We start from the raw sequence: 22281 nt of genomic DNA, 5'->3' as shown, positions 1-22281 counted from the left end.
TGGCAATCTATTGGTTAGTTCTGAAGGTTAGAATTGAATGCAAATTGCGACGAAAATTTGGGATAGTGGGTGGGGAGCAGTCTTCCTAACCGTCTACACAGGCGTGGCCATCCAACTCGTCAGGCCAGAACCACTCTTCCTGAAAACACTGTCCGTCCTCCCGACAATACTGGTCATGTTCCTAGCCGATCAGCAGAACAACCGGCTAATCAACTTCTTCGCCGGAGGCGAACTGAGACGGTCCACAGACCAAATACAGAAAATCACGGGACACGACGACTTCTACGAATCCGCTTCCGAAGAACTCCAGAACCGAGTGGATGACTTCGACCGCCGCGCTTACCAGAAGAATATCTCTATCCTCGCAGGCTTGATTATTGCCTTGACCACTCCCTTCGTCGGGTTCTACCTCCGTGGCACTCTCGGACTGGGTATTGGGCTGGTCATCGGCCTTCTCGCTACTCAACTCCTGACCCGGCGGAGTATCCAGGAACTCAACAGACTCGCACAGAACATCAGTGAGCCGTATACAGCCAAATATGAAAATCAGTAGACTCCACATCGATGGGTTCGCGGTTGAGGATTACCAGACAATCACGAAAGAGGATATCGCTGGTGGTGATCTCCTCCTCAAGGGCGGAAACCGTTCAGGTAAAACCCTGACAATTAACGCTCTTTTGTATGCACTCTACGGCCCCCGGGCTACACTCGGTATCCAGCCCGGGCGAACGAGCACAGTAGAAATCCAGTTCGATAACGGGCACCAACTCCATCGCGGTGGGGGAGGTCGCTCCTACGATGATGGTACAGAGGAAGTCGAAAAAGAAGCCGCTGAGGATCTCCTCGAAGAGCTAATCGGGCCAGAGGACATCACCACTCTCCAGTTCGTTCACTCCGAGACCGACAAACTCCCACTCTCTCGGCTCTCGAAACCACAACTGATTCAGTCTATCCGCCAGATAATTGGAAGCAATCTTCAACAAGAACTTGAGGACTATCGAGACGAACGAGACTCTCTTGAGCAGGAGATCGAGCAGGTTAGACGTACCGAGCTGGCACCGGTTCAGCGAGAGTTGGAGGAAATTGATATTGGGCAGGTCGAAAGCCGGCTTGAGAAAATCGAGAAGCTTCAGTCGCTTATTGACACCGGGCGAATCGAAATCATCAGAGATCGGCTCTTAGAAAACGAGGAACTCAACGAGGAACTACAGGACCTCTACGACCGGAAGCGAACGATAGAACAGGAACTCAGAAAGAAAGACCGCCAGTTGCGTGAGGCCCGCCGGTATACACAAGAGGTCAACGACCTCATCCTCAACGCGATTGAAGAGCTGTCTTGTCCTGTCTGTGACCAAGTTGTCGCGGAGAGTACTGCTAATCATAGGCTAGATCGAGGCAAGTGCCCACACTGTGGGCAAGATCGGTCTCTGGATGATCTGAAAACGAATCTTCGCAGCCGTGTTGAGTCCGCTGACGACACAGTAAACCAGCTAGAAGCGGGGATTGAGGAGCTGAAAGAGGAACAAGCTGAGATAGAAAATGAAATCGATTCAATTCAGGCATCCATCCCGGACCTATCGGATCTAAACGACCTTACCAAGTTCACGCTTGAGGACAACAACTATGATATTGAGGCCGTTGCTGAGCGAACCAAAAATGAACTTGAGCAGCACCGTGCCGAGGTAGATCGCCTCAACACCCAGAAACAGTCGCTCGAAGAGGAGCGTGATGAGATTCAGGACTCCTTGGACGAGATGGATGAATCGCTGGAACAGGTGACGGAGCGCATTGATGAACTCGAACGAGACAGCTTCGAAGAGATCGTGATGTCGTTCCAAGAGAAGTGGTCAGAAAATTATGAAGCCCTTGCTGGAGAATTGGGCCTTGAGGTCCGGGTAGAGGAAGACGGTCAGATTCTCCTTCCGGGTAACGGGGGACCGCGGAAATACAGTGAATTGAGTACGGGTGAATCGCGACTGCTGAACTTGGCGTTCGCACACACGGCCGCATCTGTGGCGAGAGAGAACGAAAATTCGGATGACAGCTTCGAGGTTGTGGTCCTTGACGAGCCGTTCGCTAATCTGGAAGATGACCAGCGTGACAGCGCAATAGATTTCATTCGGGACACGGATATCCAGTACATCATCGCGTCCTCAAATGAGTCTCTACAACGGCACTTCGACCCTCACCAAGTGGAGGGCCTGCAGACGATGACTGTCCAGCTAACGTGGGATGGTCTCGATGAGTGACGACAAGAACCACCACCCACGTCTAATGATGTTGAGCGAAGCTGGTGGTCGGATTGAAGGGAGGACAAAGTACCACAAGCTCCTGTTCAATTATGCCGATGAAGAGGCAGAAGAGACTTCGTTACGAATGATAACTGAGGAGCGGGGTCCATACGACCCGGGGCTTTCTCAGGCGATGCAGCGATACATGGACCTTGGACTGCTTGAGGTAGATGATGATGACGAACCGCATGAGATAGAGCAGACTGAGAAAGGCCAGCGATACATGAGTGGGTATGAGCAGGCAAAGATGCGGCTTGACGAGTCCTTCCAGCAGACAAAGGACCGCATCGCGAACACGGTCCGGAAACACGGGGACAAGAGCGCGTACGAGATGGTGCAGCGAGAGAACGTGCAAGATGCGAAAGATAATCCCCACAATAAGGAGCTGTAAGATGGTAGCTCGGATTCAACAGGACGAATTTGTTCCAGATGAAGGCTAAAAGCTAGTGCTTTCTACGGTCCTGCGAAATTGGACGTTTATATACCTGACCGGCGGCACACAAAATCTCGATTGTGGTCTTTTGACCCTGTTATGGAGGTGTCTCCATAGGCTTATATCTATGGAGGTAATAACATAGGATAGCGGATGGCGTCCTACACTACCATCGAAGACTGGCGGGATGTCAAAGACGGCTACGTCGTTGCTGTGACCATCCGACAGACGGACGATGAATAAGTACCCGTGTGGTTGGGATTACAGCCTCCGTCTTGGGGAGGTCGGCGGAGACACGATCCTCCGATACGACAATGCCCACGAACGGACGAAAGGGCACGAGCGCCACATTCACGACGATGTTGAATACATCGAGTTTCCGGGGATGCTGACGCTTTACGACCGCTTCAAGGAGGAGGCTACCGAACTATCGCCCGTTTCGTGGAACTGGTCACCGTAGGACGCTGCCGGGAGGAACACAATGCCCACACTCAAAGTCACCGTCGGAAATAGCGACCATCTCGACCAGCGCACGCGTAGTCGACTCAAGGCCGCTCAGGAGGGCGAAGACCTTGACGACGCCCAACCGACACTGAACTTCGACTCGTACGCCGAACTCAGTCGTCTCCTCAGTCCGAAGAATCTGGAGCTGTTGGAGGCGATCTCCGAACATGAACCGGCGAGCATCCGCGAGGCTGCTGAACTGGTTGACCGAGACTACAAGCAGGTACACCGGAACCTCTCTGAACTTGCAGATATCGACGTTATCGAATTTCAGGGCGGTGGACCGGGCGAAGCAAAGAAGCCGATGTTGGCCTACGACGGTCTCGAAATCGACATTCCATTCACAGGGTCGAACGGGAACACTGGTACTGTTGCACCGTAGTTTATCGCTGAAGTTCTGCTTCGGTCAGAGTTCGGCCTCAGTGACGGTTTCGTCGATCATGTGAATCACTACTCAGTATCGACGGTATTGAATGTGCTATTCAGTCCTATGAATTCACGAACTAGTCAAACACATAGCGTAAACCCCATTTCACAGGCTATTTTGACACAGATATCCCCTGTACTTACCGACTCCATGTGTATCCCTTATTTCTCAGTTCGTTTCCCTGACAATCCGTGACAGTTCAGCACCGATATTTTCCTCCGTCTGGAAACTAATCTGGTTATTTTCTTCGTCGCCAGTTATCAATGTTATATTGTATACAGTGGTCTCTTCAAAATCAAATAAACTAGAAAACCCCTCGAAATCATCCCAATTAAAAACGACAAATCCTAGTCCTAGAATGAAACCTATCCCAGCCAGTAGAATTTGAGCATTATTTTCTGCTACAAGCAAAATAAGTAGCCCACCAAATAGTGAAATAAAACCTAGAATGAGGTCACGCTGAGTCCCCGTTGAACTATACTTAGGACTTGTTTCAACTTCAACCGAACTGATATGTGAATATTCAATATCTTTCGAGTTGCCAGAATCGGTTATTGCCAATAACCTCATATTAGTTGCTGCAAAGATTACACTGCCCTTGATCGCATTGGTAAGACCAGATTTTACTTGGCCATCCCACTGAAGACGTACTTCTTCGTTCGTCGTCAAATAACCCTCCACATCCATCTGATGACTAGATGCTAACAGTGTATATATCCGTTTTGCTAAAGTACTACTACAATACATAACATAATATATATTGGGGCCAACGATAATCCGCTCCTTCTCTGAGGCAGCGGAGCACATCTTTGTATATAACTCCGATCTGGCGACCTCTGGTGAACCGTTAAACAGCGTTGGTTTCGACTATCAGAACTAGGAAGTTGAAGCAGGAACCGGCGATGGTGTCGATTGTGGGCCACATCTAGGTGTGTTCGATATAGAGGCCTCCCGACTTTTTTACGATTAGTTTAGTAACCATCACTCAGGTCGTCGATATCGCTGACTACACGCCGAGTTTCGAGTGAAAGGGGCTGTTTGTTACGACTATAAAACAAATCGTCCTTGTGTTTTCCCACAAGGATTAACCAATGTCAACGCCAACGTTGACGTATCAATGGCGACCGCAGATGAGCAGATACGAGTGAGCGATCGAGTGAAGCGACAGCTTGACCGCCGTCGACGTGAGGGTGAATCGTTCAACGACGTGCTCGAACGCGTCCTTGATGAGAGTGAAGATGCTGACTTCTACGACGGGTTTGGGATTCTCTCTGATGAGGACGCCGACTGGATTCGAGACAAGCGCGAGAACTCGAAAGAGAAGCGGAAAGAGCGGATGCGACGGTTAGGCGAGGATACATGAGGGTTCTTGATGCGAACTTCCTTATCGATTACCTGAGCGGTCACCCTGCCACAGAAACGTACTACGAATCGAACGGCGGTGAGGAAGAGCTATGGGTAATGCCTGCTCCTGCCCACGCTGAAGCACTCGTTGGTGTCGGAAACCTCCCATCGGGCGATCTCGAAGAGGCGGTTGAAGCGCTGTCGTGGGGTGAAATATACGAAACCAGCGAAGATCTGTCGGTTGAAGCGGGACGAATCGCTGACGAGGTTGGATCACAGGGACCATATCTTGACGGCGTTGACGCGCTCGTTGCCGCGGTCGGACGAGAACTTGATGCGACAGTGGTCTCGGTCGACGGTGACCTCACTCATGAGGAGACCAAACAAGTCGTCGACGTTGAAGAGTATCGCTGATTACCCAAACGAACTCGTCTTTGCACTCTTCAGACGAGGCGCACAACCGCCACGGGTTATCAAGCCAGTCGAAACAACTGTAGCGGTTGGCCTCGCCGGCAAAATTTTGTGTTCTTCTGGCGGGTGAGAGGATGACTGACTTGACACTCGGTACGTTCGGAGACGGAGACAGCGCCGACAAAGACCTCGATCCCGATACTGCAAGCATCGCCCGATGTGCGACGACGTGTCGTGCCCCTGACCGTGACGGTAGCAGTTGGGCATCCCCGGATGAGGACTGGGGGCTGACAACGCAGCGGCCGGTGTCGTCGATCAACACGTCGGCTGGTCGAGCAACCAAACAGCAAACGCGGTGGGGTGTCGATGGGGACGTCGGAGCATATGTCGAGCAGTACGCAACTGGTGTCCTGCAAATCCCAAGCACGTACGGCGACTTCAGTTCAGTCGACACCCGAGTCACATTCGTCGACGGGCTCGCTGACAGCTACGGTTACGGGATCGACGGCCAAGCACTCGAAAAGGCATTGCGAGTCCACACTGGTGGTGGCCGATACACTGCATCGCAATATACCGCCATCCCGTGTGGGAAACAGCCGTGGATTCTGACGGGGCCAGAAGGGACGCTCCTGTGCAGTTGTATGCCCGTCGAACGGCCGGAGAATCCATACACAAGGGAGCTTCGGACGCCAGAGACAACCCTGCAGATCGAGGAACAGAACCAAACAGTCCGCACGGGAGCCGCTGAGTTTACCCACCTGCTATCCGACGCTCTCGGTGTCGATATCGAGAGCGTAGAGTACGCAACAGTACGCGGGCAAACCCAGCACTCGTTCGTCGGCGAGGAGGATGAGTTCACGATCAAGGCTAGTGACTTAGCACAGTTGCACGGGTTAACCGAGAGTCCGTAGCCACTCCCATCCTCATTCGTGGTGAACCCGTGGTCAAACACATCGTCCTGAATGTCAGATGGGATTCCGGGACCGTCGTCCTCAACGTAGAAGCCGTGTTCCAGCGGCCCGACCCGAACGATGACGGCCCCATCGCTATGTCTGATAGCGTTCTGGAACAGATTCTCGAATAGTTGGATGAGGCGGTCACTGTCAGAACTCACTGACCCGACGTGTTCGTACTGAAGCACTGCCCGGTCAACAGTCTCGCCTGTTCCCTTCCAAGCAGTGTCAACAACTGTTTCGACATCGGTCGTTTCCGGGTCAGTGACGACGTTTCCTTGCTTGGCAACCGAAAGCAGGTCGTCGACAAGCCGGGCCATTCTATCGGTAGTCTCTTCCATCGCGTCAAGATGCTCTTCGTCACCAGTCTTACGGGCCAGATGTACTCGCGAGGAAATGATGCTGAGTGGGCTCCGCAGGTCGTGCGCGAGGATATCAGTGAACTCCTTGAGCCGATCGTTCTGGCGTTCCAGCATCTTCTCGTACTGGTGTTTCTCAGTCGTGTTCTGGCTGACTGCAACGAACCCGTTCAATTCTCCATTCTGGAGCGGCGAAATCGACAGCGTAGCCCAGAATACTGAGCGATCGGCTTTTCGATGCCAGTGCTGTGTTTCAATAGATCCGTTCACTGCTTCCGCCAGTACAGAGTCGATGGTCGTCTTCATCTCTTCGGGGTCGGCAAACAACATATCGACACTGTTTCCGAGTATCTCGTCAGCCTTGTAGCCGTACATCGACTGGGCCGGCTCGGGCCATGTCGTGATGTTTCCCTCGGTATTAAGCATGAACACCACATGCGAGGAAAGGCTCTCAATCAGTCGCTTCGAGACTGTCTTGTCGTCACTCTCCGAGTGCTGTTGCGACTCACTATCCGGCAGTGAGTTGTCCATCAGCCGCCCCTATACGTAGGACAACATTGATGATTTAGACAATGATGACTCGCCGTATCTACAGCGATAAATGCCATATGAGAGTTTAAAACCTCTCATACAGCACATGTTATGATTTTAACTATAATCTGAATTTTGATGAAGTGGGTTACGAATATAGCATCTGTATTGGCCGACCCAATCTGATTGAATCAGGGGAATAATTCTGTACGAGATATGCGCCCTGTATTCATCAACAGTGGATATGACATAGCCCGGACAGAACTGTTTCACTGGGTTGGGTAAAATCCTCACTGGCAGTAGCTCTCCTAGCCGTGAACTTCACTAGGAGTGAGTCCTGCCCGGTATTCCACTCTATCTCGTTCGTGTCGACTCCGGTACGCGAGCGTCTGTCCGTTCTCGTACTCGACGACAATCGCATCCTCAAGGCCACTCACAGTCGCTCTCGAACCGTCAGCAGCCCAAACAGGGTCCATCGGTTCCGCTGTTAGCGGGCTCCGTCCTTTCTCCACGGTCGGCCACACCCCCCGCGATTTCCAGTATGACCGGATGCGCCGCAAGCTCTCTCGAACCGTCTCCCGTATCGAGAGGTGGTCTGCATTGCCGTAGCCGTGTGGTGAGAAGTACTCGCCGTGAAGCGCCGCCAGATGAATCCCGTTCCAGTCGACGCCAACGATATCGGCTGGCTCCTCCCCAGTCACACGCGGCTGTGTTAGCTCCTCGATCACCGGATACTGCTTCGTCGGACTTGCCCCCAGCAGATGCACTCGCCGCCCTCGCCAATCTACAATATCCGTGTATTCGTCAGCAGTCTGGTCGGAGTAGCCCATCGGGTATCCCAAGACAATATCTTCGTCGATCACGTCGATTGCGTCGCGGCACTTCGGGACGATAATGACCTCCGTCCCCGGAAACTTCCGTTTCAGCTCCCGTGCGGCTTGGTTGTACCGGCGCGCTTCTTGCCGGTCGTATGCGTCGCCGAGCATCCCGACCGAGGGCTCGTACTGCTCGAAGCGCTCAATGTACCGGTCCAAGTCTGGATTCCGAAAGTCGTTGTCTAGAATCTCAATCGGGACGTCGACGTTCCGAAGCGAGGACTGGTAGGTGTAGTCCTCGCGAACGCCGACGGCAAATCCAAGCCGGTAAGCATCGATTACGAAGGGCTCGCGATGAAGGAACCCGATGTACTCAGCCTGCTGTGCATCGCCGACAGCCGCCGCTGACCAAGAGTGTCGAGCCTCAGAAGACATGAACAACACCGAGCGCACCGACCGGCGCGCTCAGCTGGCAGGCGCGGCACAAAACGACCCCGCGGCTTAAATACGGAGACGAGCGGAAGTGTCGATCAGAATGAAGGAAGGCATCGAATCGCAGTACGACGACCCTGACAGCTACCGGGGCGAGTACCCACCAGACTGGGCGTACCGGATCGTCTTCCGGAAGCAGTTGGACAACAACACTTGCACCAACTGCGGGACGCGGTTCCCTGCGGAGGATTTGGAAGTTGTGCGACGAATCCCCGCCGAGAACGGCGGGACAAACAAGACCACGAACCTCCTGACAGTGTGCTCGTTCTGCGAAATCGATATCAAGCAAACGGGACGCCTGAACCTACCAGAGTCAGCGAACCAAGAGCCAGCAAGCAGTCCCGAAACGGACTCCCACAGAGTGCTTGCATTGCAGAGCGAGGTCCCGATCACCGAGGAAGTCGAGGGCGAAACGGAGGCCAACGGGCAGTCTCGCAATGCCTCTCGTTCGGAGTCTAGCCACATCCAGACACAGTCAAAGAGTCCTCTTGCAGTCACCACGACGGCCGAGGAAAGCGACGAGCAGTCCGACCAGGACGACACCGACCAGCGTGCTGGATGGCGACGGCTATTCGTCGCGTCCATAGGAGGCACAGCGATGTTCCTGACATATCTCTGTGCGTTTGGTATCTCCTACTTCCTGTCCTCAATTGCGGGTAATGTAGCGTTCTATGGCCTCCCACTGGCCGGGCTCGTAGCGGGAGTCCGGTGGCGGCTGTCGACAGCCATTGCATCCGTCTGCGTTGTTTTGATGTACGCTGCCGTCTGGGAGTCTATCTCGACGGAACTGCTCATGTCTCCGTTTGCGTGGGTTCCCGTGGTTGCGCCACTGGCTGGGGTTGCCTACGGACTCGTAGCCGAGCGTACTGAGTTCTCGCTGCGGAACCTGCCATCAGATCCGCGATTGATGGTCCAGCGCTTCCGTTGACGGGATATACTCTGATAACTGGTCCACGACCGAAGGGTCGAACGAGTCAGAAACGTGTCGCACGTTCCACAGTCCAGACTGATACACCTCAGATTTCGGCGAGTGGTATCCAAGCCAATCGAGGTCTGACGGTCCTGCAGATCGACGATACCTCGACACCATCGCGATGGTATGTGACTCAATCTCGGCTCTGTCGCACTCTGGTCCGGGGTTGCCCGGAACGTTAACCCAGAGAAACGGCAGATCCCGGATGTACTCTGACACACGCTGTTCAAGTTCGTGTTCCTGCTCGCGAACAGCAGTCGTCTCGGCGTCGGGATTCGGTTCGCCCCAGTGAGGATACTCGTCGTGCCAGCCGTGCTTCTCGATTAGCGCCCGTCCGACGTGCAAGCGAAAAATCGAACCACGATGGTTGCCACCGCCGGCGTACTTCCCGCGAACGTTCCCACGATGTTGCCTGAGTCGGTTCCAGAGCGTGTTCGACGAACCGGTACTGACGCCGACGGTGCCGATCCGTGAGAGTCGCCAGTCAACCGCTGTCGTTGCCCGAAGGTCGCTTGCTGGCGAGAAAAAGAAGTACACTCCTCGGTCGGGCCAGTCCAACCGCCCGTTGACATCTCCGAGGTAGTACGGCCCTCCAATCTGGTCACGCAAGTCAGCTAAGGCACTCAGAAGCTGTCCGACAGGACGGCTACCTGACGCTGCTGTGGAACGCATATTCGACTCCCTCGCCCATCAGGGGAGTCACAAAACACTCCTCTCAAGCACGTCTGGAAGGACACCGCTCCTTCTCAGCTGGCACCTTCGACGGCGTCGATCAGATCCGCCGCAGTCGACGAGATACGGTCCAACCGGTTCCGCAACGTCTCTGGTGCGTCGCCGTCCCACGCCGCTAAGTAGAACGCCGAGTTGTCGGGGTCCAGTCCGAAGTGACGACTGACCACGTAGGCGACTGCCTCGGCTTCGACTTCGCGTTTCGACCGCTCCGCCTCATCCTCGACATTGAAGTGAAGATCCGCATGGGCGAACTCGTGAATCAGTGTACTCGCGAGGGCGGCCTGATTCTCCCGGTCAACTGCCTCCACCATCGGATTTGTCGTCATGACGTTCCGACGCTCGCAAACGCCCCGTGCAGACCCATGCTCCCACTCCTCTGAAGCGACGATTCTCGCGTCGACGCCGATCTCGTTGGTCGCGTCCAAGAGGTCCTCGACAAGTCCATCCGGGTCGCCGTGAGCTTCTGTCTCTAGTTCGGGAAGCGGCTCGCCCTCAGTCTGGGAGATATCGAACACCGACGTTGGCCGGAACCCGACTAGCCCTCGCCGCCACTGTTCGGGCTCTGTCTCGTCGTACTCGCAATCTGAGTTTTCGTGATACGACTGCGAGTTCCCGCATTCGGGGCACTTCTTCGTGATGATCGGAGCCCAGATCCAGATCGCGTCCTCGCCTTGCTGGACGTACCGGTCGAACTCGTCTTGCCACGTATTGTAGCCGGCGACTCGCGTTGCCTCGGGACACTGGAGCTTGATAAGTAGCGTATTCCGAGCCGAGTAATCGTGGAACTTCGACTGCACATCGAGCCACTGCTGGAACTGCTCGCTGGCCTGCGCTTCGTCGGTGAGGTCGGCAAGATCCTCGACCCACGCATCGAGTTGGTCGCGCATCTCCTCGTCCCGGGAGTCCGAATCGTCGAAGGTGCAAGTGGTCTGCTGGCTGGACTGCTCTGGCGTGTCTGACTGTATCGTTGACATCGGTCTATCTTCGGGACGCACTCTCGGGCACGCCCCCGCACCTCCACTGGGGGACAGAAAATTCGCTGTTTAATTTAAGACACATTGATATCGTGTCTCCCCAGTCTACGATGCTTCGAGTTGTTCAGTTCAGGTGGCGCTCACAGCAGCTGAGTAGACCACCCCAATCCGAGTGAGTGGGTGGCTAACTCCTTCAACGCTGGACTAAATAGCGTAAAACAGTAGTGAAGATTCCCAATGCAGTACCTGCAAGAAGGCTGAACTGCAATGAGCTCTCGTCTACTAAGAGGACGACCGTGACGCAAAGAAACGCTAGGATCCCAATAACTACGCACTCAGCTCCTAGCCCGAATCGGCTCCGAAAGAATTGATTGCTAGTGGTTTCACTCATTGCTATCTGATATATATCTCTGCAGACAAGTCCTTTACGTGTGCTATATGTGTGTTTGTGACAATTGATTCTTTCCGAAAGTAGTTAACGCAAATAGATAGTCTTGTAGCTCGTTCTGTTGGCTTAAGAGTCTAACAAACGCGAATCCGCTACTCCTCGCCTCTGGCCTCCCAGCCCTTGTGGAAGTACACCAGCGCCATGTCGGAATCAAAACACTGCCCGGACGGAACGTGCTGCAAGACGTTTTGTTCTGGGACGGGTTCGACCACACCCTCATTGAGTAGACTGGTAACGACCTCACGCCCTCGTGGCTCGTCGATCTCGACGGTATCGGGACGCTGCCGGTCACGGTCCTGTGCGATCTGTTCACGCTCAAAGCGTTCGTAGTCTGGAACGGTCTGGTCCATAGAGGAAAATCCCTCACCCAGCCGGGGAGACACAAAATTAGCGCTAACCAACAGTCGAGAAGTATGGCGGTCGCTGTTGGTTAAGACACACCACCGTTTCCGCAAAACGCTCGAAACTGAGTCAGTTCGGGAGCTTCGGTGCTATCACGAACTGCATCGCTCCATCGGCATCGGGGAACTCCGATTTCAGCACGAGCGGCACCCCGTTTCCGATATGTAGAACCCGATTCGTGCCGTCTGGCAGGCCAGCATTTGCCGATTTGACCAGCGACGAGTCAAGTTTCACTGCGACATCCGCAGGCTCGAAGGCGATGAGATCGGTGTCGTCCCACCGGTAGGTCATGCTGTCAGTGTCGCCGTCTGCGGCAAACCGCACTTCTCCGGCATCGGCGTCAACAGAGAGGGCAAACCGGTCGGCAAGCATATCGGCTGCGTCGAGACCGAGCGAGATGTCATCTGGACTCAGGTGGACAGTCGCCGGGATGTTGATATCCGGCATCTCGACAGGGTAGCGGAGCGATTCAACCGCCTCAAGATCAATAGTGCGCGTTATTCCGTCGATGTTGATTTCCAGTGTGCTATTCGCTGCATCAAGTGCGAACTGTGCAAGGTCGCCTGCGTCGCCGATCGAGAGTGCATCGCGAACTCGTCCGACGTCCACCCCCAACGTTCCCCTCCCTGCATCGAAAGAGGTGAACGAACTCCCAGAAACACGCAAGTCGACCATCGCGTGTCCCTGCAGGTCAGCCGCCCGGATGGCGATTCCCGACTCTGTAATTCCTATCCGTGTCTTGTCTGTGACCGTGCCAGCCGCCGCGAAAATCCGCTCAAACAGCTGGACCTCGCCGCTGATCCGGAGATGCTGCGGGGCATCGAGCGACAGAAGGTCCGCAGTGTCGAGTTCCGCTTCACCGTCCGCCGGCGTCTCTGGCACGCTCGTTTCGGCGTCAGTGGTTGCTGCTTCGGTGCTACTGGTCGCTGTAGACTGTGACATTTCGATTTCCCTCCACTTGCCGGAGGGTACACAAAATGAGCCGTTGGCGGCGTCGATGGCACGTTTGGTGTGAATACGATTCTGTATCCATCAGAGGGGGTGAAACAACTGCTCTGGAAGCGTGCTTATCGACCGCGAAGGAACGGGGACACAAACGCATAGGCGCAGATGAGTAGTGTGATAATAAATAGAGGAAATCCTAATCCATCTTCGTCAGCGATGATGAGTCCGGCTGTGAGGATTGATACCGCCATAGCGACGAGTGCTGTGCGGATTGAACGGAGGTATATACGGAGCGTGGCTTCATCCGTCATACGTATGCCGGATATGGATTCAATATCAGCCTTGCGAAGCTAATGTCTTATACCGAATCCTGCTTGTCCGACTTCTACGGACTGCTGCCGTCATGAATATGTTCGCCGTATTCACAACGGCCGGTCAGGGGATGACCGACGCGAGGCGATGAGTATTGTAGTCGACCGTCCATCGCGAGTAGTTCCGTGTGATCCGGTACTCGCGAACGACTGCAACGTCTTCCAGCGACTCTTCGGGTTGTTCCCACGTAAACTCGTAGCCGGCGATCACGTCTCCCTCGTCGAGATATCCAACCGGATGCTCCGGCCCGTCCCACTCAACCGAGATTGGGTCGCCACCGCTGGGGGGCTGGACTCCATGGCCTATCCCCGCCTGGATGATGGATGGGTCGGATGTTGTCCGAACCATCGCTGGGGCACACGGCTGGGATATCATTGTCACCGACAGCAACACCGGTGGCGCACGCTTCGAAATCACTGGGGTCGAGTTTCTGGACTGACACCCGAATACATTGCTCCTGTAATGTTCATAATACGGTATTTCTGGACACGGTAGAGGGGCTATCCGTAAAGCTCCTCGCAGTCCTGCAATTTCAGTGACTCCTGAACTTCGAGGTATCCATTCTTGTTAATAGTAACAACAGACTCACTATACTGGAATGTAATATGCCCACCTCGATCGGGTACGTCGTTGTTAGTAACCGTGAACATTCTGTCCAAAGCTTTTGGATTGACCGCGTTATACAATGGTGGAAGCGAATTTGGAGAACAGTTTTCAGTTGCACTTACAGCCTTCACAACCGCTTCACTCACCGATTCAGAGGACTGTACCTGTCGAATCATTATATATCCCTAACATTTCAAATTACCTAATGTGTTGGTATTTTCACACTAACTAGGAAGTTGATTATCTGAGTGAAATTGTGCTATGTTCTTTTGGTTTAACTATCTCAAACCAGCCACTACGGTTATATCCATGCCATATAATGGTTAATATATTTATTTCTTGAAGTCTTAATTGCACTGATGGGAGATGTGCGAGAATTCTACTACGAGCCAGAAGATAGTACAGAGCTAAGCACTGCAGTCGTAACGGCAGTCGCAGAGGCTCACGATGAAAATGTACTTGAACAAAAGTGGCTCATCAGTGATGATATCAACACCGACGCACTCGATGGGCTCTTCCAAGAGCACAATCTCAAGATGACCCTCCAGTTTGAGGCTGATTCGACGACGGCCACTATCATTGCTGACAAGAACGGAAACCCGGTCATCAAAATCGAATCACACCGCTAAGTCAGCCGGCCAAGAGACCTGCCTACGTATCCTCAGCGGTCGTCTCCTGAATCAGACAGATCATCGTGCCGTCCTCCGTATGGCTGAGGGTATGGTTGACTTGAATTTGCTTATCGTCCTGACGAACGTAACTCGTAACTCCTGACCAGCACCCTTCGACGGGTACGGTCGGCAGGATTTCATTGTAGAGAGTGTCAATCTCATCCTCTGAGTAGAGAAGTCCCCAGTGCTCGTTGAGGAGTTCCGCCCGTGTGTACCCGACCGTTTCGGCAAACGCGTCGTTGACGTAGAGGAAATATCCGTCTTCATCAAGGAGACTGATGCCTTCGCGGGCAGTTTCCATTGCTTTAAATCCACGAGCCACCTGCTGATTGGCACGACACCTGTCGATTGCGTTCAGGATACGATTTGCGAGGAGGGCATACTGTTTGGTACCACTGCCTTTCTGGAGATAGTCAGTGACGCCCGCGGCAATGGCCTCACTCGCAATCTCTTCGCTCCCCTTACCGGTGAATAGGATGAACGGAGTATCTGGGTAGTGAGTTCGGACTTCCGCTAAGAACTCCAATCCATCCATTTCAGGCATGTCGTAATCGCTAATGATGCAGTCGATGTCTTCCGCGTCTAAGCAGTCCATCCCGTCGGAAGCACTGGTAGCGGTGATCACGTCGAACAGGTCCTGTTCGCGCTCAAGACAGGTGGACGTGAGATTAGCGAATGCAGAGTCATCATCAACGTGGAGGAGCCGATAGCTATCGATGGGTGGCGGAATAATTCCCTTAATATTCAAGTCAATTTTTTGATTGTCAGCCGCCATGTTATCCATTTAACGCGTTACAAGTTAACTCCTCTCATTGTCATTTCCTTTCCATGGTTAAATTCGAGTACGGTATTATTGAGTGGTATGGTAAGTAGAGCATTGTCCTCACAGGGAGGAAGGTTCCATGTTGTATTCAGGCCCAGTATTTTGCACAGCCTTCTGAATATCATACTGAATCATCATAAGTTTTAGTAATCAATATGTATTCATATTCTATCGGCTGATTTTGGATTTAATTAGGGTACACAACGGGGATCTGGTACTGATTCACTCCTCTGTACCGGTCACGCCAGACTCTTCCATGTCATGTTTCAGATGTGTCCACTAGGCTGTGAAAGAACTCTGAATGATTACGTCGCTTGCAACGGCGAAGCGGTGAGCGTTCCAATGTCCGAGCGGCTGTCGTTCCGTGGACAGACCACGCTCAGAGCGAAACGGTGGTCGTCGCGCTAACACCTCATATTAACCAACACTCATCGCTTCTGTTGGTTAATACGCTGTATCGGGCGATTTTCTGTTCCTCTGTCGGGTGAGAGGATGACTGCAACTGATCCGACTCAGACGCAGGACGGACAGCCAGACCAGCAAGACGGCTTCGACTTCAGCAAGCCCAGTCAAGAGCATGAGATCGAGGTGTCGTACTCGTGGGGGTATGTCGACACCATCTACATGGACGATGACGGTGAACTCGTCCGCTCACAGGATACCGACGGCTACTATCGCAACGACGAATCGTTCGAGTGCACCTGCGGGGAGACATTCGGTTGCGAGAGCAAAGCAAAATCCCATATCCGAAGCGAGGGCTTCCGAGGCCCGCCGGTGCCGGTCGCCGGCCATCCAGAAGCATTGCGCTGGGACAACGAGCCGATGACCGACTTCGGGGGTAATGTGGAATTCATTCCAGATGTAACGAACACCGCCGCCAAAGTTGTCGACGGGGCTGACTACCTGATCGCGACAGCCCGGACGACACTGACGCCACCAGCGGACCACGAGTTCGATAGCTGGGAGCCACTGCAATCCGGCCGCCTGTCGAACCACAACGGCGACTCACTGTTCTCGGCGCGGCTCTTGTCGAAGGCTATCGCGACGCTTTCACCTGGCCACCAGTACGTTCCAGACCGCTACACTATCTACTTTCGTGGACACACAGCACTGTACTTGGAGGGGCCGAGGGGCGGCATCATCATTGCTGAACGACTCCCCGGCCTCGACTGAGACGGCGGTTTTCTGTTCCTCTGGCGGGTGCGAGGATGTCCACACACTCAGCGTCGAAGTCGTTTCAGCATCGCCCGCCAGCAGACACAGGGGAGTGTTCCTGTCCGATCCACGTCGACGGTGACCCGTTCACGGCACCTCTCGGGATTCGATTTGCCGATCACGTCGCCGTCGAACCAATCGACATAGAGACCGCAGCCGCTGTCTACGAGGCGCATCACTCATACATGGAGTCGCTGCCGTCGGTCAACCTCACCCACCACGGGCTGTACTTTCAGGACTCGCTAGTTGGGGCCATCACGTACCGCTACCCGCTCATCTCAAAGAAGCGAATCCGGTACGGCGTCGACGGCCAGCTCTGTCCCGAGCCCGTCGAGATCGACAGTCTTCCAGCAGAGATTCGAGCGACCGCCCGGCGGGTGCTTCCGTCGACGGACACACCAGTCGTTGACAGCGAAGTGATTTCTGGGGACTCGCTCGTCGAGGCCGCGCGGATTTGTCTGGGCGTTCGGATGCCAAACCTCGCGTCGGCAGCGCTGGCCCGCTCACAGGAGCACTTCTTGCAGAGTAATGACCGTGACACTCGCTTCTTGTTGACGTGGGTTCGCTCGGACTACGATGGGGCGATGGTTCGAGCGCTGCAAGACAAGGGCTGGACCTGCACGGGCTATCGAGAACCAGGGCAGGCAAGCAACCGAGAGGACAAGCCGATTCGTGAGCGGTATAAATGGCGGTTTCTCTGTCCCGTGGACACTGCTCGCGAGCAGTCAACACTTGCACGGTGGTCTCGGTGACCGACGTCCAGCCCGGGGCAACGGCTGAGTGCTGTCGGTTCTGTGGGGACAGAGCCGAGATCTCCGGCGAGGCGTACACGTATGTCCGGTGGCCCGACGAGGTTGAGCGAGCGGACGGCGTGTTTCGGTTCACGATTTGCCGGGCGTGTGCGCTTCAGGACCGCGACAACGTCGAACAGGCCGCTTCGCTCTTCCACGAGGCAGATCGGGACTATCTGCTTACCTGCGATGTCTGTGGAGCTGTTGGCTGCCAGTCTGCCAGTACTCGTCGTCCAGCAGCGGAGACGTATCGGCTCGCGAGCGTTATCTCCTGGTCGGTGAGTATCAATGGCTTCGACGGGGCAACGCACTCTTGTAGTGAGTGTAGCCCCATCGTGACGTTCGACTGTGTGAAACGTCCCGACCGAACATACGACGATGAAGTGCCGCATCTCGTCGAGCCCCCGTTTGATTCAGCTGCGAGGACAGCGGACGATGCTCCGGCAGACAGTACACAGGTTGAGATCGACGGGTGGATTGGGTAGCCGGCGGTAGTTCCATGAAACCGGTAGGTCTGGTCCGCTAATGAGCAGTACGGAGGAAGAACTTATTCTACTCCCTCGTGACATGATAGTCATGGCCGTCAGCCACTCTGTTGAGAAGGTTTGGGGGAACCCGTTTGGTCGTCTCTTGACCCTGCTTGTTGGTGTAGGTCTTGGATTTGGAGCGGTATCTCTGTATCCGCCGATTTTCCCCATGATTGAGTGGGCTATTTCGGTATGGTTCGTTCTTTGGGGAGTATCTCGGTTTTATGTCTACGGGATAGCAGACCCTCTCACCTCCGCTGGAGGCAGTTTGTTGATGCTCGGTGGATTCACCTTGGCCTTGCACCAACTCATACCGATGGGCGAACTCGCCGGTGCTATCGCTAATTTCATCCCGGCTCTCGGTATCTTTGTAGAATTGTTCGCCGAGCATTACCGTGAACAAGATTAATTGCAGAAGCACAACAGGTGCGCAGTTTTATTGAGCAGGTATCTCAGCCAGCACAGTAAGCATAAAACTCCAGTCACAGCGGTAGCGACCCCCATTTTGTGTCCCTCTGGCGGGTGAGAGGATGTCTCGAAATATGTCCTGCCGTCGTTCGGAAGACCTGTCGCAGCGAACCACCTCGCAGTTCGTCGAGTCCATCACGGCGACTGTTCGAGGGCAGTCCGGCAGCGCCGATGTTCAGGCAGTTGTCCTCCGTGCGGTGGCCCGGCGCTCAGACAGCATCGACCTCCCGGACGTACTCGAACTTCGCTCGCTCTTGGACGTTGACAGTGAGCGGGCAGACACGCTAGAGGAACAGGTCACAACCATCATCAGCGGCATCGAAGCCGAACTCGCCGGTTGGGACCGGCGGGAGGTCGCTGCATGAACGCAGCAGGCACGGCCACGTTGGGCGATTTCGGCGCTGGTGGCCCACGCTCGGATGCGCTGATTGACACGCAGAGCGCGGCACAGGAGGCCGCTGCCGGTGAGTGGGAATTTCTCGCCGCTGGCAACGACACAATCGGCTGGCACATTCCCGACACCGGGGCAACAGTCCTGCTGAAACACAGTGACGCTGGCTGGACGCTCGAACGGGCGACCAAACTGGTCGGGACGCGACGATCACTCGATGCTGGGCTGGAGCTTGCCAGCTCGTATATGGCAGACAGACCGGAGGGAGCCTCGACATGGCGATGATCGAGCGCGAGCAGTGGCGTCGCGAGGAACGACACCGTGTTCCGGCAGCACTGGCACGCGCCCGGTTCTGGCAGTCAGTTGCACCACACAAAATCAGCTTCTGGGAGGCCGTCGACGAGACGCTTCTGGCTCACTACCCGGGCTGTCGGTACAAACGCAGGACGACACTTGACGATTTTCGGGGAGGGGACACATGAGCGACACTCCTGACCCAATTCTCGATGAACTCCCTCCAGAGCGGTTGCTGGACGCCGACCATCTCCAGCCAATCGTCGCCGGCATCAACTGTATGCACTCAATGGAGACGGTCAAGCAGTATCTCGCCTACGAGAACAAGCACCAGAACCGGACGCCAGTCCAGTCTCGCCTTCGAGAGCGGGCACGGGAAATCCGTCGCGATGAATCGGATACTGAGGAGCAAGCAATCGTGTAATTTCTGTGCCCCAGCGGAGTGAGGGGCGTCCCACGGAGGACGTGCCGCCAAACCGACTATGTGTGAAAACAAGACAGACGAGACGGCTGTACAGCAGTGCGACGACCTCGATATCGACCCCGACGCCGTGGATATCGGTGATGGACTGAAAACGACCGAGGGCACGTCTGCACTCGCCGTCGTCGGTGTTGACGCTGAAAACAAGCGCGTGAAGGTGTATTCCCCATCCGGTGAGCTGACGGTCAATCGCTGGGTGAGCATGGACCTGTTCAGCGTCCACTCCCCGAACGAGGACATCCAGACCGACGCCGACCGGGAAGCGTGGCTGAACGAGACGCTGCCGAAGAAGGCCACGCATATCGACGGGAACGTGTACCCACTCAGGTATGCCATCGACGAGGACGGGAACGTAATCGCGGAATAATCGAGGAGCCGTACCAGCCACTCTTTCACTCACTCTCATGCTCACGGTTCCCGAGCGCAAGTGCTCGGGGGACACGCTCCACCTTGGACCGGCAGGCCGGTCCGGCGGTCCCGCTTCTGGAGGCAGGTAAGGCTCATCGCGATGAATCGGATGGCAGGGAACGAGCCGCCGTGTATTTTCTGTGCCCCAGCGGGGTGAGGGGCGTCCCACTGAGGGCGTGCCGCCGACCGATTATGAGTAAGAACAAGACAGACAAGACGGCTGCACAGCAGTACGACAACTACCCCGATCCCGACGCCATCGTTCACTTTGGCGATGTCTCGGAGGAACTGGTCGAGTTGGTCGAGGAAACGCTGGAAACCTCCGAGTTCCTGTCGACCTCTCGCGACGACCTGCCCGAAACGACGCTGCTTGTTGAGGAGGTCGAAAATGAGTGACGACCACCTGTTCATCGTTGTTGAGGGCGTCGGGCCAGCAGATTTTCCTGAGAACGAGGCGAGTTCCAACAAGCGAGACGAGGCCGTTGCTCTCGCGAACGACATCCATGACCTGATTCGTGAGGAGTATGGCAAGGAGGAGATTGAGGGCGTCATCCCGGTGGTCAATCCCGACGCCCACGAGCAGATGCAGGCGACCGAACTCTGACCGGGTGAGAAGGCAGTTTCTTCGGCCATGGTGCTGGCTTCTGCTCAGTAAAATGTATATACACCGCCACTACTATCTAACGAAGTATTTATACAATCTGTGGCTAAAGGTCACAATAGATGACATAACAGGGTGTTGGAATGTCAAACGGCTATCCACCAGACTGGAAAAACCGCCGCCAACAAGTCTATAGACGGGATAATTATCGATGTCAAAAGTGCGGGGCACAAGGTGGCGGTCGGGGGGACGTAGAACTTCACGCACACCACAAGGTACCAAAATCTCGGGGAGGTAGCCACCGTATGTATAATCTAGTTACTGTCTGTAGACGCTGCCACGAACAAATACATGGGCATAGTATTCCAAGCAGAAATGGTGGAAAGAACATCAATACGATAAGAACATCTACCCCTGAAGAGCACCCGATGCATCCAGATGTAGATGAGGAAAAATACGTAGACGACCCATGTACTCCGCCAGCACCGACAGAAGGCGAGCCGTATTGGGAGAAAAAGAAGCAGGGCAGAACTATACGAGATAGTGATGAAACCCACTCAAAAAAGTCCAATAACATATCAAAACGTATTTATTTGTATATAAAAAATTCACTTCGATAACTTCTAGCACTGTGGAACCGTATGAAGTAAGCACTATTGAGGCCCACATCAGATGATTATGGACTTGGTGCTGTTATGCAACCTGCTCATAATACAATGGTATACTGTCGAATTCGAAATTCTTGCCGTATGCTGGCTGTATTCTCTATAGCGCCCACTCCTGTTCGAGAATAGAGTTACGCCTTCACAAGCTCTAGTCGCCGAATTTTCTGCGCCCCAGCGGGGTGAGGGGCGTCCCAGAGAGGGCGTGCCGCCTGTTACACATGGCTACCACAGAATCCCATAGCGACGCCGGCAGCATCGACGAGAGCGAACTGGAGGAGGCTGGCCCGAACAACCGGACCGTTCGGGCGCTGACCGAAGTGATGACGGTGTTGGACTCGATTGGTCGGGCACGAAACGCTGCCGACCTCTTCCTGGTCAACTCTGGCTCCGGCTCAGAATACCTTGTCGACACTCGAACAGGGAGTTGTGAGTGCAAGTGGAAACAGTTCAACCCCGGCGAGGAGTGCAAGCACCAGAAGCGAGTCGCCTTCGCCACCGGCGAGCGCCCTATCCCGCAGTGGGTGGACGACGACGCTCTCGACGACCAGTTCGGATTGCACGTCGACGGCGAACCCCGCAAAGCAGTCGCTGACGGCGGAGTCATGCAGGTTCGGTTCGACGACGGCGGCGTCACGGACCCCAACGAGGACCCCTTGGCTGTCTCTTCTGAGGATGAACCACGCACGAAACGAGCGAAGCAGGAAGATATCGACGTTTCCTTCCTCGCAAAGCCCGGTCGATACGAGGTTCACTCAGCGTCGGATAGCCGGTACGAGGTGGATGTGCTTGAGGAGACGTGCAGTTGTCCCGATGAGGCCGAGCGATGCAAGCACCGTCGCCGGGTCGAGATCGAGATCAACGCCCAGCGAGTCCCCCGCCCGGATGGAAAACTGCCAGACGCCTAACCGGGGCCGCAGTGTGTTTTCTGCCCCTC

At 54.8% G+C, this 22281-nt stretch carries 29 protein-coding genes and 6 pseudogenes; 25 read left to right on the top strand and 10 right to left on the bottom strand.

The window, feature by feature from the left end:
- Positions 1–37: 37 nt before the first annotated feature.
- The 5 genes and pseudogenes from ACNO8S_RS20080 to ACNO8S_RS20060 all read left to right on the top strand — a co-directional run bounded on the left by ACNO8S_RS20080 (position 38) and on the right by ACNO8S_RS20060 (position 3610).
- A complete protein-coding gene (locus tag ACNO8S_RS20080) occupies positions 38–553 on the top strand; it encodes a hypothetical protein (protein WP_050036645.1) in 516 nt (171 codons plus the stop codon).
- Positions 540–2249, top strand: coding sequence for an SbcC/MukB-like Walker B domain-containing protein (locus ACNO8S_RS20075; protein WP_420183077.1), 1710 nt, complete (start codon positions 540–542; stop codon positions 2247–2249). The genes ACNO8S_RS20080 and ACNO8S_RS20075 overlap by 14 nt, the downstream gene beginning before the upstream one ends.
- Positions 2242–2682, top strand: coding sequence for a hypothetical protein (locus ACNO8S_RS20070; RefSeq protein ID WP_014030646.1), 441 nt, complete (start codon positions 2242–2244; stop codon positions 2680–2682). Before ACNO8S_RS20075 ends, ACNO8S_RS20070 begins: the two co-directional genes overlap by 8 nt.
- A 195-nt stretch (positions 2683–2877) precedes the next feature.
- Positions 2878–3184: pseudogene (locus ACNO8S_RS20065) on the top strand (toxin-antitoxin system TumE family protein).
- A gap of 21 nt (positions 3185–3205) precedes the next feature.
- Positions 3206–3610 carry a transcriptional regulator gene (locus ACNO8S_RS20060; RefSeq protein ID WP_014030648.1) on the top strand — a complete coding sequence of 135 codons (405 nt, stop codon included), beginning with the start codon at positions 3206–3208 and terminating at the stop codon, positions 3608–3610.
- A 213-nt stretch (positions 3611–3823) separates the two neighbouring features.
- Here the strand turns inward: ACNO8S_RS20060 and ACNO8S_RS20055 are convergent, their stop codons facing one another.
- Complete coding sequence (locus ACNO8S_RS20055; RefSeq protein ID WP_023842904.1) at positions 3824–4342, bottom strand: PH domain-containing protein; 519 nt, start codon at positions 4340–4342, stop codon at positions 3824–3826.
- Between the two features lie 430 nt (positions 4343–4772).
- On the opposite strand from ACNO8S_RS20055, the gene ACNO8S_RS20050 reads away from it, so the two are divergent.
- The 3 genes and pseudogenes from ACNO8S_RS20050 to ACNO8S_RS20040 form a co-directional block, all read left to right on the top strand.
- Positions 4773–5018 carry an antitoxin VapB family protein gene (locus tag ACNO8S_RS20050; RefSeq protein WP_004966369.1) on the top strand — a complete coding sequence of 82 codons (246 nt, stop codon included), beginning with the start codon at positions 4773–4775 and terminating at the stop codon, positions 5016–5018.
- Complete coding sequence (locus ACNO8S_RS20045; RefSeq protein WP_014030649.1) at positions 5015–5413, top strand: PIN domain-containing protein; 399 nt, start codon at positions 5015–5017, stop codon at positions 5411–5413. The genes ACNO8S_RS20050 and ACNO8S_RS20045 overlap by 4 nt, the downstream gene beginning before the upstream one ends.
- Positions 5414–5544: 131 nt before the next feature.
- A pseudogene (locus tag ACNO8S_RS20040) lies at positions 5545–6318 on the top strand (hypothetical protein); the annotation flags it as partial.
- A gap of 47 nt (positions 6319–6365) precedes the next feature.
- Here the strand turns inward: ACNO8S_RS20040 and ACNO8S_RS20035 are convergent.
- Positions 6366–7148 (bottom strand): annotated as a pseudogene (locus tag ACNO8S_RS20035) (PAS domain S-box protein); the annotation flags it as partial.
- Between the two features lie 413 nt (positions 7149–7561).
- Complete coding sequence (locus tag ACNO8S_RS20030; RefSeq protein WP_420183076.1) at positions 7562–8503, bottom strand: DUF6610 family protein; 942 nt, start codon at positions 8501–8503, stop codon at positions 7562–7564.
- 100 nt (positions 8504–8603) lie between these two features.
- Here ACNO8S_RS20030 and ACNO8S_RS20025 point away from each other — a divergent pair, with 100 nt between their 5' ends.
- Complete coding sequence (locus ACNO8S_RS20025) at positions 8604–9488, top strand: HNH endonuclease (protein ID WP_420183075.1); 885 nt, start codon at positions 8604–8606, stop codon at positions 9486–9488.
- Here the strand turns inward: ACNO8S_RS20025 and ACNO8S_RS20020 are convergent.
- From ACNO8S_RS20020 to ACNO8S_RS20000, 5 genes and pseudogenes are all read right to left on the bottom strand, one after another.
- Entirely contained in the window at positions 9453–10205 is a 753-nt protein-coding gene (locus ACNO8S_RS20020) for a hypothetical protein (protein ID WP_420183074.1), read from the bottom strand. The genes ACNO8S_RS20025 and ACNO8S_RS20020 overlap by 36 nt on opposite strands.
- A gap of 74 nt (positions 10206–10279) precedes the next feature.
- Positions 10280–11239: an ArdC-like ssDNA-binding domain-containing protein gene (locus ACNO8S_RS20015; protein ID WP_420183073.1), complete on the bottom strand. Its 960-nt coding sequence runs from the start codon at positions 11237–11239 to the stop codon at positions 10280–10282.
- Between the two features lie 540 nt (positions 11240–11779).
- Positions 11780–12037, bottom strand: a complete 258-nt coding sequence (locus tag ACNO8S_RS20010) for a hypothetical protein (RefSeq protein ID WP_367176285.1) — start codon at positions 12035–12037, stop codon at positions 11780–11782.
- 121 nt (positions 12038–12158) lie between these two features.
- Complete coding sequence (locus ACNO8S_RS20005) at positions 12159–13031, bottom strand: hypothetical protein (RefSeq protein WP_420183072.1); 873 nt, start codon at positions 13029–13031, stop codon at positions 12159–12161.
- 438 nt (positions 13032–13469) lie between these two features.
- Positions 13470–13742: pseudogene (locus ACNO8S_RS20000) on the bottom strand (hypothetical protein); the annotation flags it as partial.
- Here ACNO8S_RS20000 and ACNO8S_RS19995 point away from each other — a divergent pair.
- Positions 13732–13845, top strand: a pseudogene (locus ACNO8S_RS19995) (PAS domain-containing sensor histidine kinase); the annotation flags it as partial. The pseudogenes ACNO8S_RS20000 and ACNO8S_RS19995 sit on opposite strands and share 11 nt — an antisense overlap.
- Before the next feature lie 61 nt (positions 13846–13906).
- Here the strand turns inward: ACNO8S_RS19995 and ACNO8S_RS19990 are convergent.
- The gene (locus tag ACNO8S_RS19990) at positions 13907–14158 is read right to left on the bottom strand and encodes a HalOD1 output domain-containing protein (RefSeq protein ID WP_165896938.1); all 252 of its coding nucleotides are present in this window, start codon (positions 14156–14158) and stop codon (positions 13907–13909) included.
- Positions 14159–14371: 213 nt separating this feature from the next.
- On the opposite strand from ACNO8S_RS19990, the gene ACNO8S_RS19985 reads away from it, so the two are divergent.
- Complete coding sequence (locus ACNO8S_RS19985; protein WP_165896937.1) at positions 14372–14641, top strand: HalOD1 output domain-containing protein; 270 nt, start codon at positions 14372–14374, stop codon at positions 14639–14641.
- A gap of 22 nt (positions 14642–14663) precedes the next feature.
- Here the strand turns inward: ACNO8S_RS19985 and ACNO8S_RS19980 are convergent, their stop codons facing one another.
- Positions 14664–15458: a response regulator gene (locus ACNO8S_RS19980; RefSeq protein ID WP_420183071.1), complete on the bottom strand. Its 795-nt coding sequence runs from the start codon at positions 15456–15458 to the stop codon at positions 14664–14666.
- Positions 15459–15998: 540 nt separating this feature from the next.
- Here ACNO8S_RS19980 and ACNO8S_RS19975 point away from each other — a divergent pair.
- The 14 genes and pseudogenes from ACNO8S_RS19975 to ACNO8S_RS19910 all read left to right on the top strand — a co-directional run bounded on the left by ACNO8S_RS19975 (position 15999) and on the right by ACNO8S_RS19910 (position 22252).
- Positions 15999–16679 (top strand): hypothetical protein, encoded by a 681-nt coding sequence (locus tag ACNO8S_RS19975; protein ID WP_420183070.1) that lies wholly within the window; start codon positions 15999–16001, stop codon positions 16677–16679.
- A gap of 35 nt (positions 16680–16714) precedes the next feature.
- Positions 16715–17473, top strand: coding sequence for a hypothetical protein (locus tag ACNO8S_RS19970; RefSeq protein WP_420183069.1), 759 nt, complete (start codon positions 16715–16717; stop codon positions 17471–17473).
- The gene (locus tag ACNO8S_RS19965) at positions 17470–17997 is read left to right on the top strand and encodes a hypothetical protein (RefSeq protein ID WP_239642335.1); all 528 of its coding nucleotides are present in this window, start codon (positions 17470–17472) and stop codon (positions 17995–17997) included. The genes ACNO8S_RS19970 and ACNO8S_RS19965 overlap by 4 nt, the downstream gene beginning before the upstream one ends.
- A 40-nt stretch (positions 17998–18037) precedes the next feature.
- Complete coding sequence (locus ACNO8S_RS19960; protein ID WP_008313421.1) at positions 18038–18448, top strand: hypothetical protein; 411 nt, start codon at positions 18038–18040, stop codon at positions 18446–18448.
- 133 nt (positions 18449–18581) lie between these two features.
- Positions 18582–18872, top strand: coding sequence for a hypothetical protein (locus tag ACNO8S_RS19955; protein WP_420183068.1), 291 nt, complete (start codon positions 18582–18584; stop codon positions 18870–18872).
- Positions 18869–19183 carry a hypothetical protein gene (locus ACNO8S_RS19950; protein WP_191449697.1) on the top strand — a complete coding sequence of 105 codons (315 nt, stop codon included), beginning with the start codon at positions 18869–18871 and terminating at the stop codon, positions 19181–19183. Before ACNO8S_RS19955 ends, ACNO8S_RS19950 begins: the two co-directional genes overlap by 4 nt.
- Positions 19174–19380, top strand: a complete 207-nt coding sequence (locus ACNO8S_RS19945) for a hypothetical protein (protein ID WP_420183067.1) — start codon at positions 19174–19176, stop codon at positions 19378–19380. Before ACNO8S_RS19950 ends, ACNO8S_RS19945 begins: the two co-directional genes overlap by 10 nt.
- Entirely contained in the window at positions 19377–19616 is a 240-nt protein-coding gene (locus ACNO8S_RS19940) for a hypothetical protein (RefSeq protein ID WP_420183066.1), read from the top strand. Before ACNO8S_RS19945 ends, ACNO8S_RS19940 begins: the two co-directional genes overlap by 4 nt.
- 58 nt (positions 19617–19674) lie before the next feature.
- Positions 19675–20040 carry a hypothetical protein gene (locus ACNO8S_RS19935; RefSeq protein WP_170098914.1) on the top strand — a complete coding sequence of 122 codons (366 nt, stop codon included), beginning with the start codon at positions 19675–19677 and terminating at the stop codon, positions 20038–20040.
- Positions 20041–20273: 233 nt separating this feature from the next.
- A complete protein-coding gene (locus ACNO8S_RS19930) occupies positions 20274–20477 on the top strand; it encodes a hypothetical protein (RefSeq protein ID WP_420183065.1) in 204 nt (67 codons plus the stop codon).
- On the top strand, positions 20470–20685 hold the full coding sequence (locus ACNO8S_RS19925) for a hypothetical protein (RefSeq protein WP_420183064.1): 216 nt from the start codon (positions 20470–20472) through the stop codon (positions 20683–20685). Before ACNO8S_RS19930 ends, ACNO8S_RS19925 begins: the two co-directional genes overlap by 8 nt.
- Before the next feature lie 140 nt (positions 20686–20825).
- Positions 20826–20984 (top strand): annotated as a pseudogene (locus tag ACNO8S_RS19920) (HNH endonuclease); the annotation flags it as partial.
- A 3-nt stretch (positions 20985–20987) separates the two neighbouring features.
- Complete coding sequence (locus ACNO8S_RS19915; protein WP_420183130.1) at positions 20988–21302, top strand: hypothetical protein; 315 nt, start codon at positions 20988–20990, stop codon at positions 21300–21302.
- A gap of 263 nt (positions 21303–21565) precedes the next feature.
- Entirely contained in the window at positions 21566–22252 is a 687-nt protein-coding gene (locus tag ACNO8S_RS19910; protein ID WP_420183063.1) for a hypothetical protein, read from the top strand.
- The last annotated feature ends 29 nt before the right edge of the window (positions 22253–22281 follow it).

Origin of the sequence: Haloarcula sp. KBTZ06 (assembly GCF_048595605.1) — an archaeon.
Classification (GTDB): Archaea; Halobacteriota; Halobacteria; order Halobacteriales; family Haloarculaceae; genus Haloarcula; species Haloarcula hispanica.
Note: the sequence above shows the minus strand (reverse complement) of the source record. Positions and strands in the feature narration are given on the sequence as shown.

What these genes read in the sequence shown, in the direction of transcription:
- ACNO8S_RS20010 (WP_367176285.1), bottom strand. Translation starts at nt 12,037, where the DNA reads ATGGACCAGACCGTTCCAGACTACGAACGCTTTGAGCGTGAACAGATC.
- ACNO8S_RS19960 (WP_008313421.1), top strand. Translation starts at nt 18,038, where the DNA reads ATGAGCAGTACGGAGGAAGAACTTATTCTACTCCCTCGTGACATGATA.
- ACNO8S_RS20050 (WP_004966369.1), top strand. Translation starts at nt 4,773, where the DNA reads ATGGCGACCGCAGATGAGCAGATACGAGTGAGCGATCGAGTGAAGCGA.
- ACNO8S_RS20025 (WP_420183075.1), top strand. Translation starts at nt 8,604, where the DNA reads ATGAAGGAAGGCATCGAATCGCAGTACGACGACCCTGACAGCTACCGG.
- ACNO8S_RS19980 (WP_420183071.1), bottom strand. Translation starts at nt 15,458, where the DNA reads ATGGCGGCTGACAATCAAAAAATTGACTTGAATATTAAGGGAATTATT.
- ACNO8S_RS19930 (WP_420183065.1), top strand. Translation starts at nt 20,274, where the DNA reads ATGAGTAAGAACAAGACAGACAAGACGGCTGCACAGCAGTACGACAAC.
- ACNO8S_RS20030 (WP_420183076.1), bottom strand. Translation starts at nt 8,503, where the DNA reads ATGTCTTCTGAGGCTCGACACTCTTGGTCAGCGGCGGCTGTCGGCGAT.
- ACNO8S_RS20075 (WP_420183077.1), top strand. Translation starts at nt 540, where the DNA reads ATGAAAATCAGTAGACTCCACATCGATGGGTTCGCGGTTGAGGATTAC.
- ACNO8S_RS20070 (WP_014030646.1), top strand. Translation starts at nt 2,242, where the DNA reads ATGAGTGACGACAAGAACCACCACCCACGTCTAATGATGTTGAGCGAA.
- ACNO8S_RS19925 (WP_420183064.1), top strand. Translation starts at nt 20,470, where the DNA reads ATGAGTGACGACCACCTGTTCATCGTTGTTGAGGGCGTCGGGCCAGCA.
- ACNO8S_RS19940 (WP_420183066.1), top strand. Translation starts at nt 19,377, where the DNA reads ATGAGCGACACTCCTGACCCAATTCTCGATGAACTCCCTCCAGAGCGG.
- ACNO8S_RS19945 (WP_420183067.1), top strand. Translation starts at nt 19,174, where the DNA reads ATGGCGATGATCGAGCGCGAGCAGTGGCGTCGCGAGGAACGACACCGT.
- ACNO8S_RS20060 (WP_014030648.1), top strand. Translation starts at nt 3,206, where the DNA reads ATGCCCACACTCAAAGTCACCGTCGGAAATAGCGACCATCTCGACCAG.
- ACNO8S_RS20080 (WP_050036645.1), top strand. Translation starts at nt 38, where the DNA reads ATGCAAATTGCGACGAAAATTTGGGATAGTGGGTGGGGAGCAGTCTTC.
- ACNO8S_RS20020 (WP_420183074.1), bottom strand. Translation starts at nt 10,205, where the DNA reads ATGCGTTCCACAGCAGCGTCAGGTAGCCGTCCTGTCGGACAGCTTCTG.
- ACNO8S_RS20045 (WP_014030649.1), top strand. Translation starts at nt 5,015, where the DNA reads ATGAGGGTTCTTGATGCGAACTTCCTTATCGATTACCTGAGCGGTCAC.
- ACNO8S_RS20055 (WP_023842904.1), bottom strand. Translation starts at nt 4,342, where the DNA reads ATGGATGTGGAGGGTTATTTGACGACGAACGAAGAAGTACGTCTTCAG.
- ACNO8S_RS19915 (WP_420183130.1), top strand. Translation starts at nt 20,988, where the DNA reads ATGTATAATCTAGTTACTGTCTGTAGACGCTGCCACGAACAAATACAT.
- ACNO8S_RS19970 (WP_420183069.1), top strand. Translation starts at nt 16,715, where the DNA reads ATGTCCACACACTCAGCGTCGAAGTCGTTTCAGCATCGCCCGCCAGCA.
- ACNO8S_RS19975 (WP_420183070.1), top strand. Translation starts at nt 15,999, where the DNA reads ATGACTGCAACTGATCCGACTCAGACGCAGGACGGACAGCCAGACCAG.
- ACNO8S_RS19955 (WP_420183068.1), top strand. Translation starts at nt 18,582, where the DNA reads ATGTCCTGCCGTCGTTCGGAAGACCTGTCGCAGCGAACCACCTCGCAG.
- ACNO8S_RS19950 (WP_191449697.1), top strand. Translation starts at nt 18,869, where the DNA reads ATGAACGCAGCAGGCACGGCCACGTTGGGCGATTTCGGCGCTGGTGGC.
- ACNO8S_RS20015 (WP_420183073.1), bottom strand. Translation starts at nt 11,239, where the DNA reads ATGTCAACGATACAGTCAGACACGCCAGAGCAGTCCAGCCAGCAGACC.
- ACNO8S_RS19935 (WP_170098914.1), top strand. Translation starts at nt 19,675, where the DNA reads ATGTGTGAAAACAAGACAGACGAGACGGCTGTACAGCAGTGCGACGAC.
- ACNO8S_RS19985 (WP_165896937.1), top strand. Translation starts at nt 14,372, where the DNA reads ATGGGAGATGTGCGAGAATTCTACTACGAGCCAGAAGATAGTACAGAG.
- ACNO8S_RS20005 (WP_420183072.1), bottom strand. Translation starts at nt 13,031, where the DNA reads ATGTCACAGTCTACAGCGACCAGTAGCACCGAAGCAGCAACCACTGAC.
- ACNO8S_RS19910 (WP_420183063.1), top strand. Translation starts at nt 21,566, where the DNA reads ATGGCTACCACAGAATCCCATAGCGACGCCGGCAGCATCGACGAGAGC.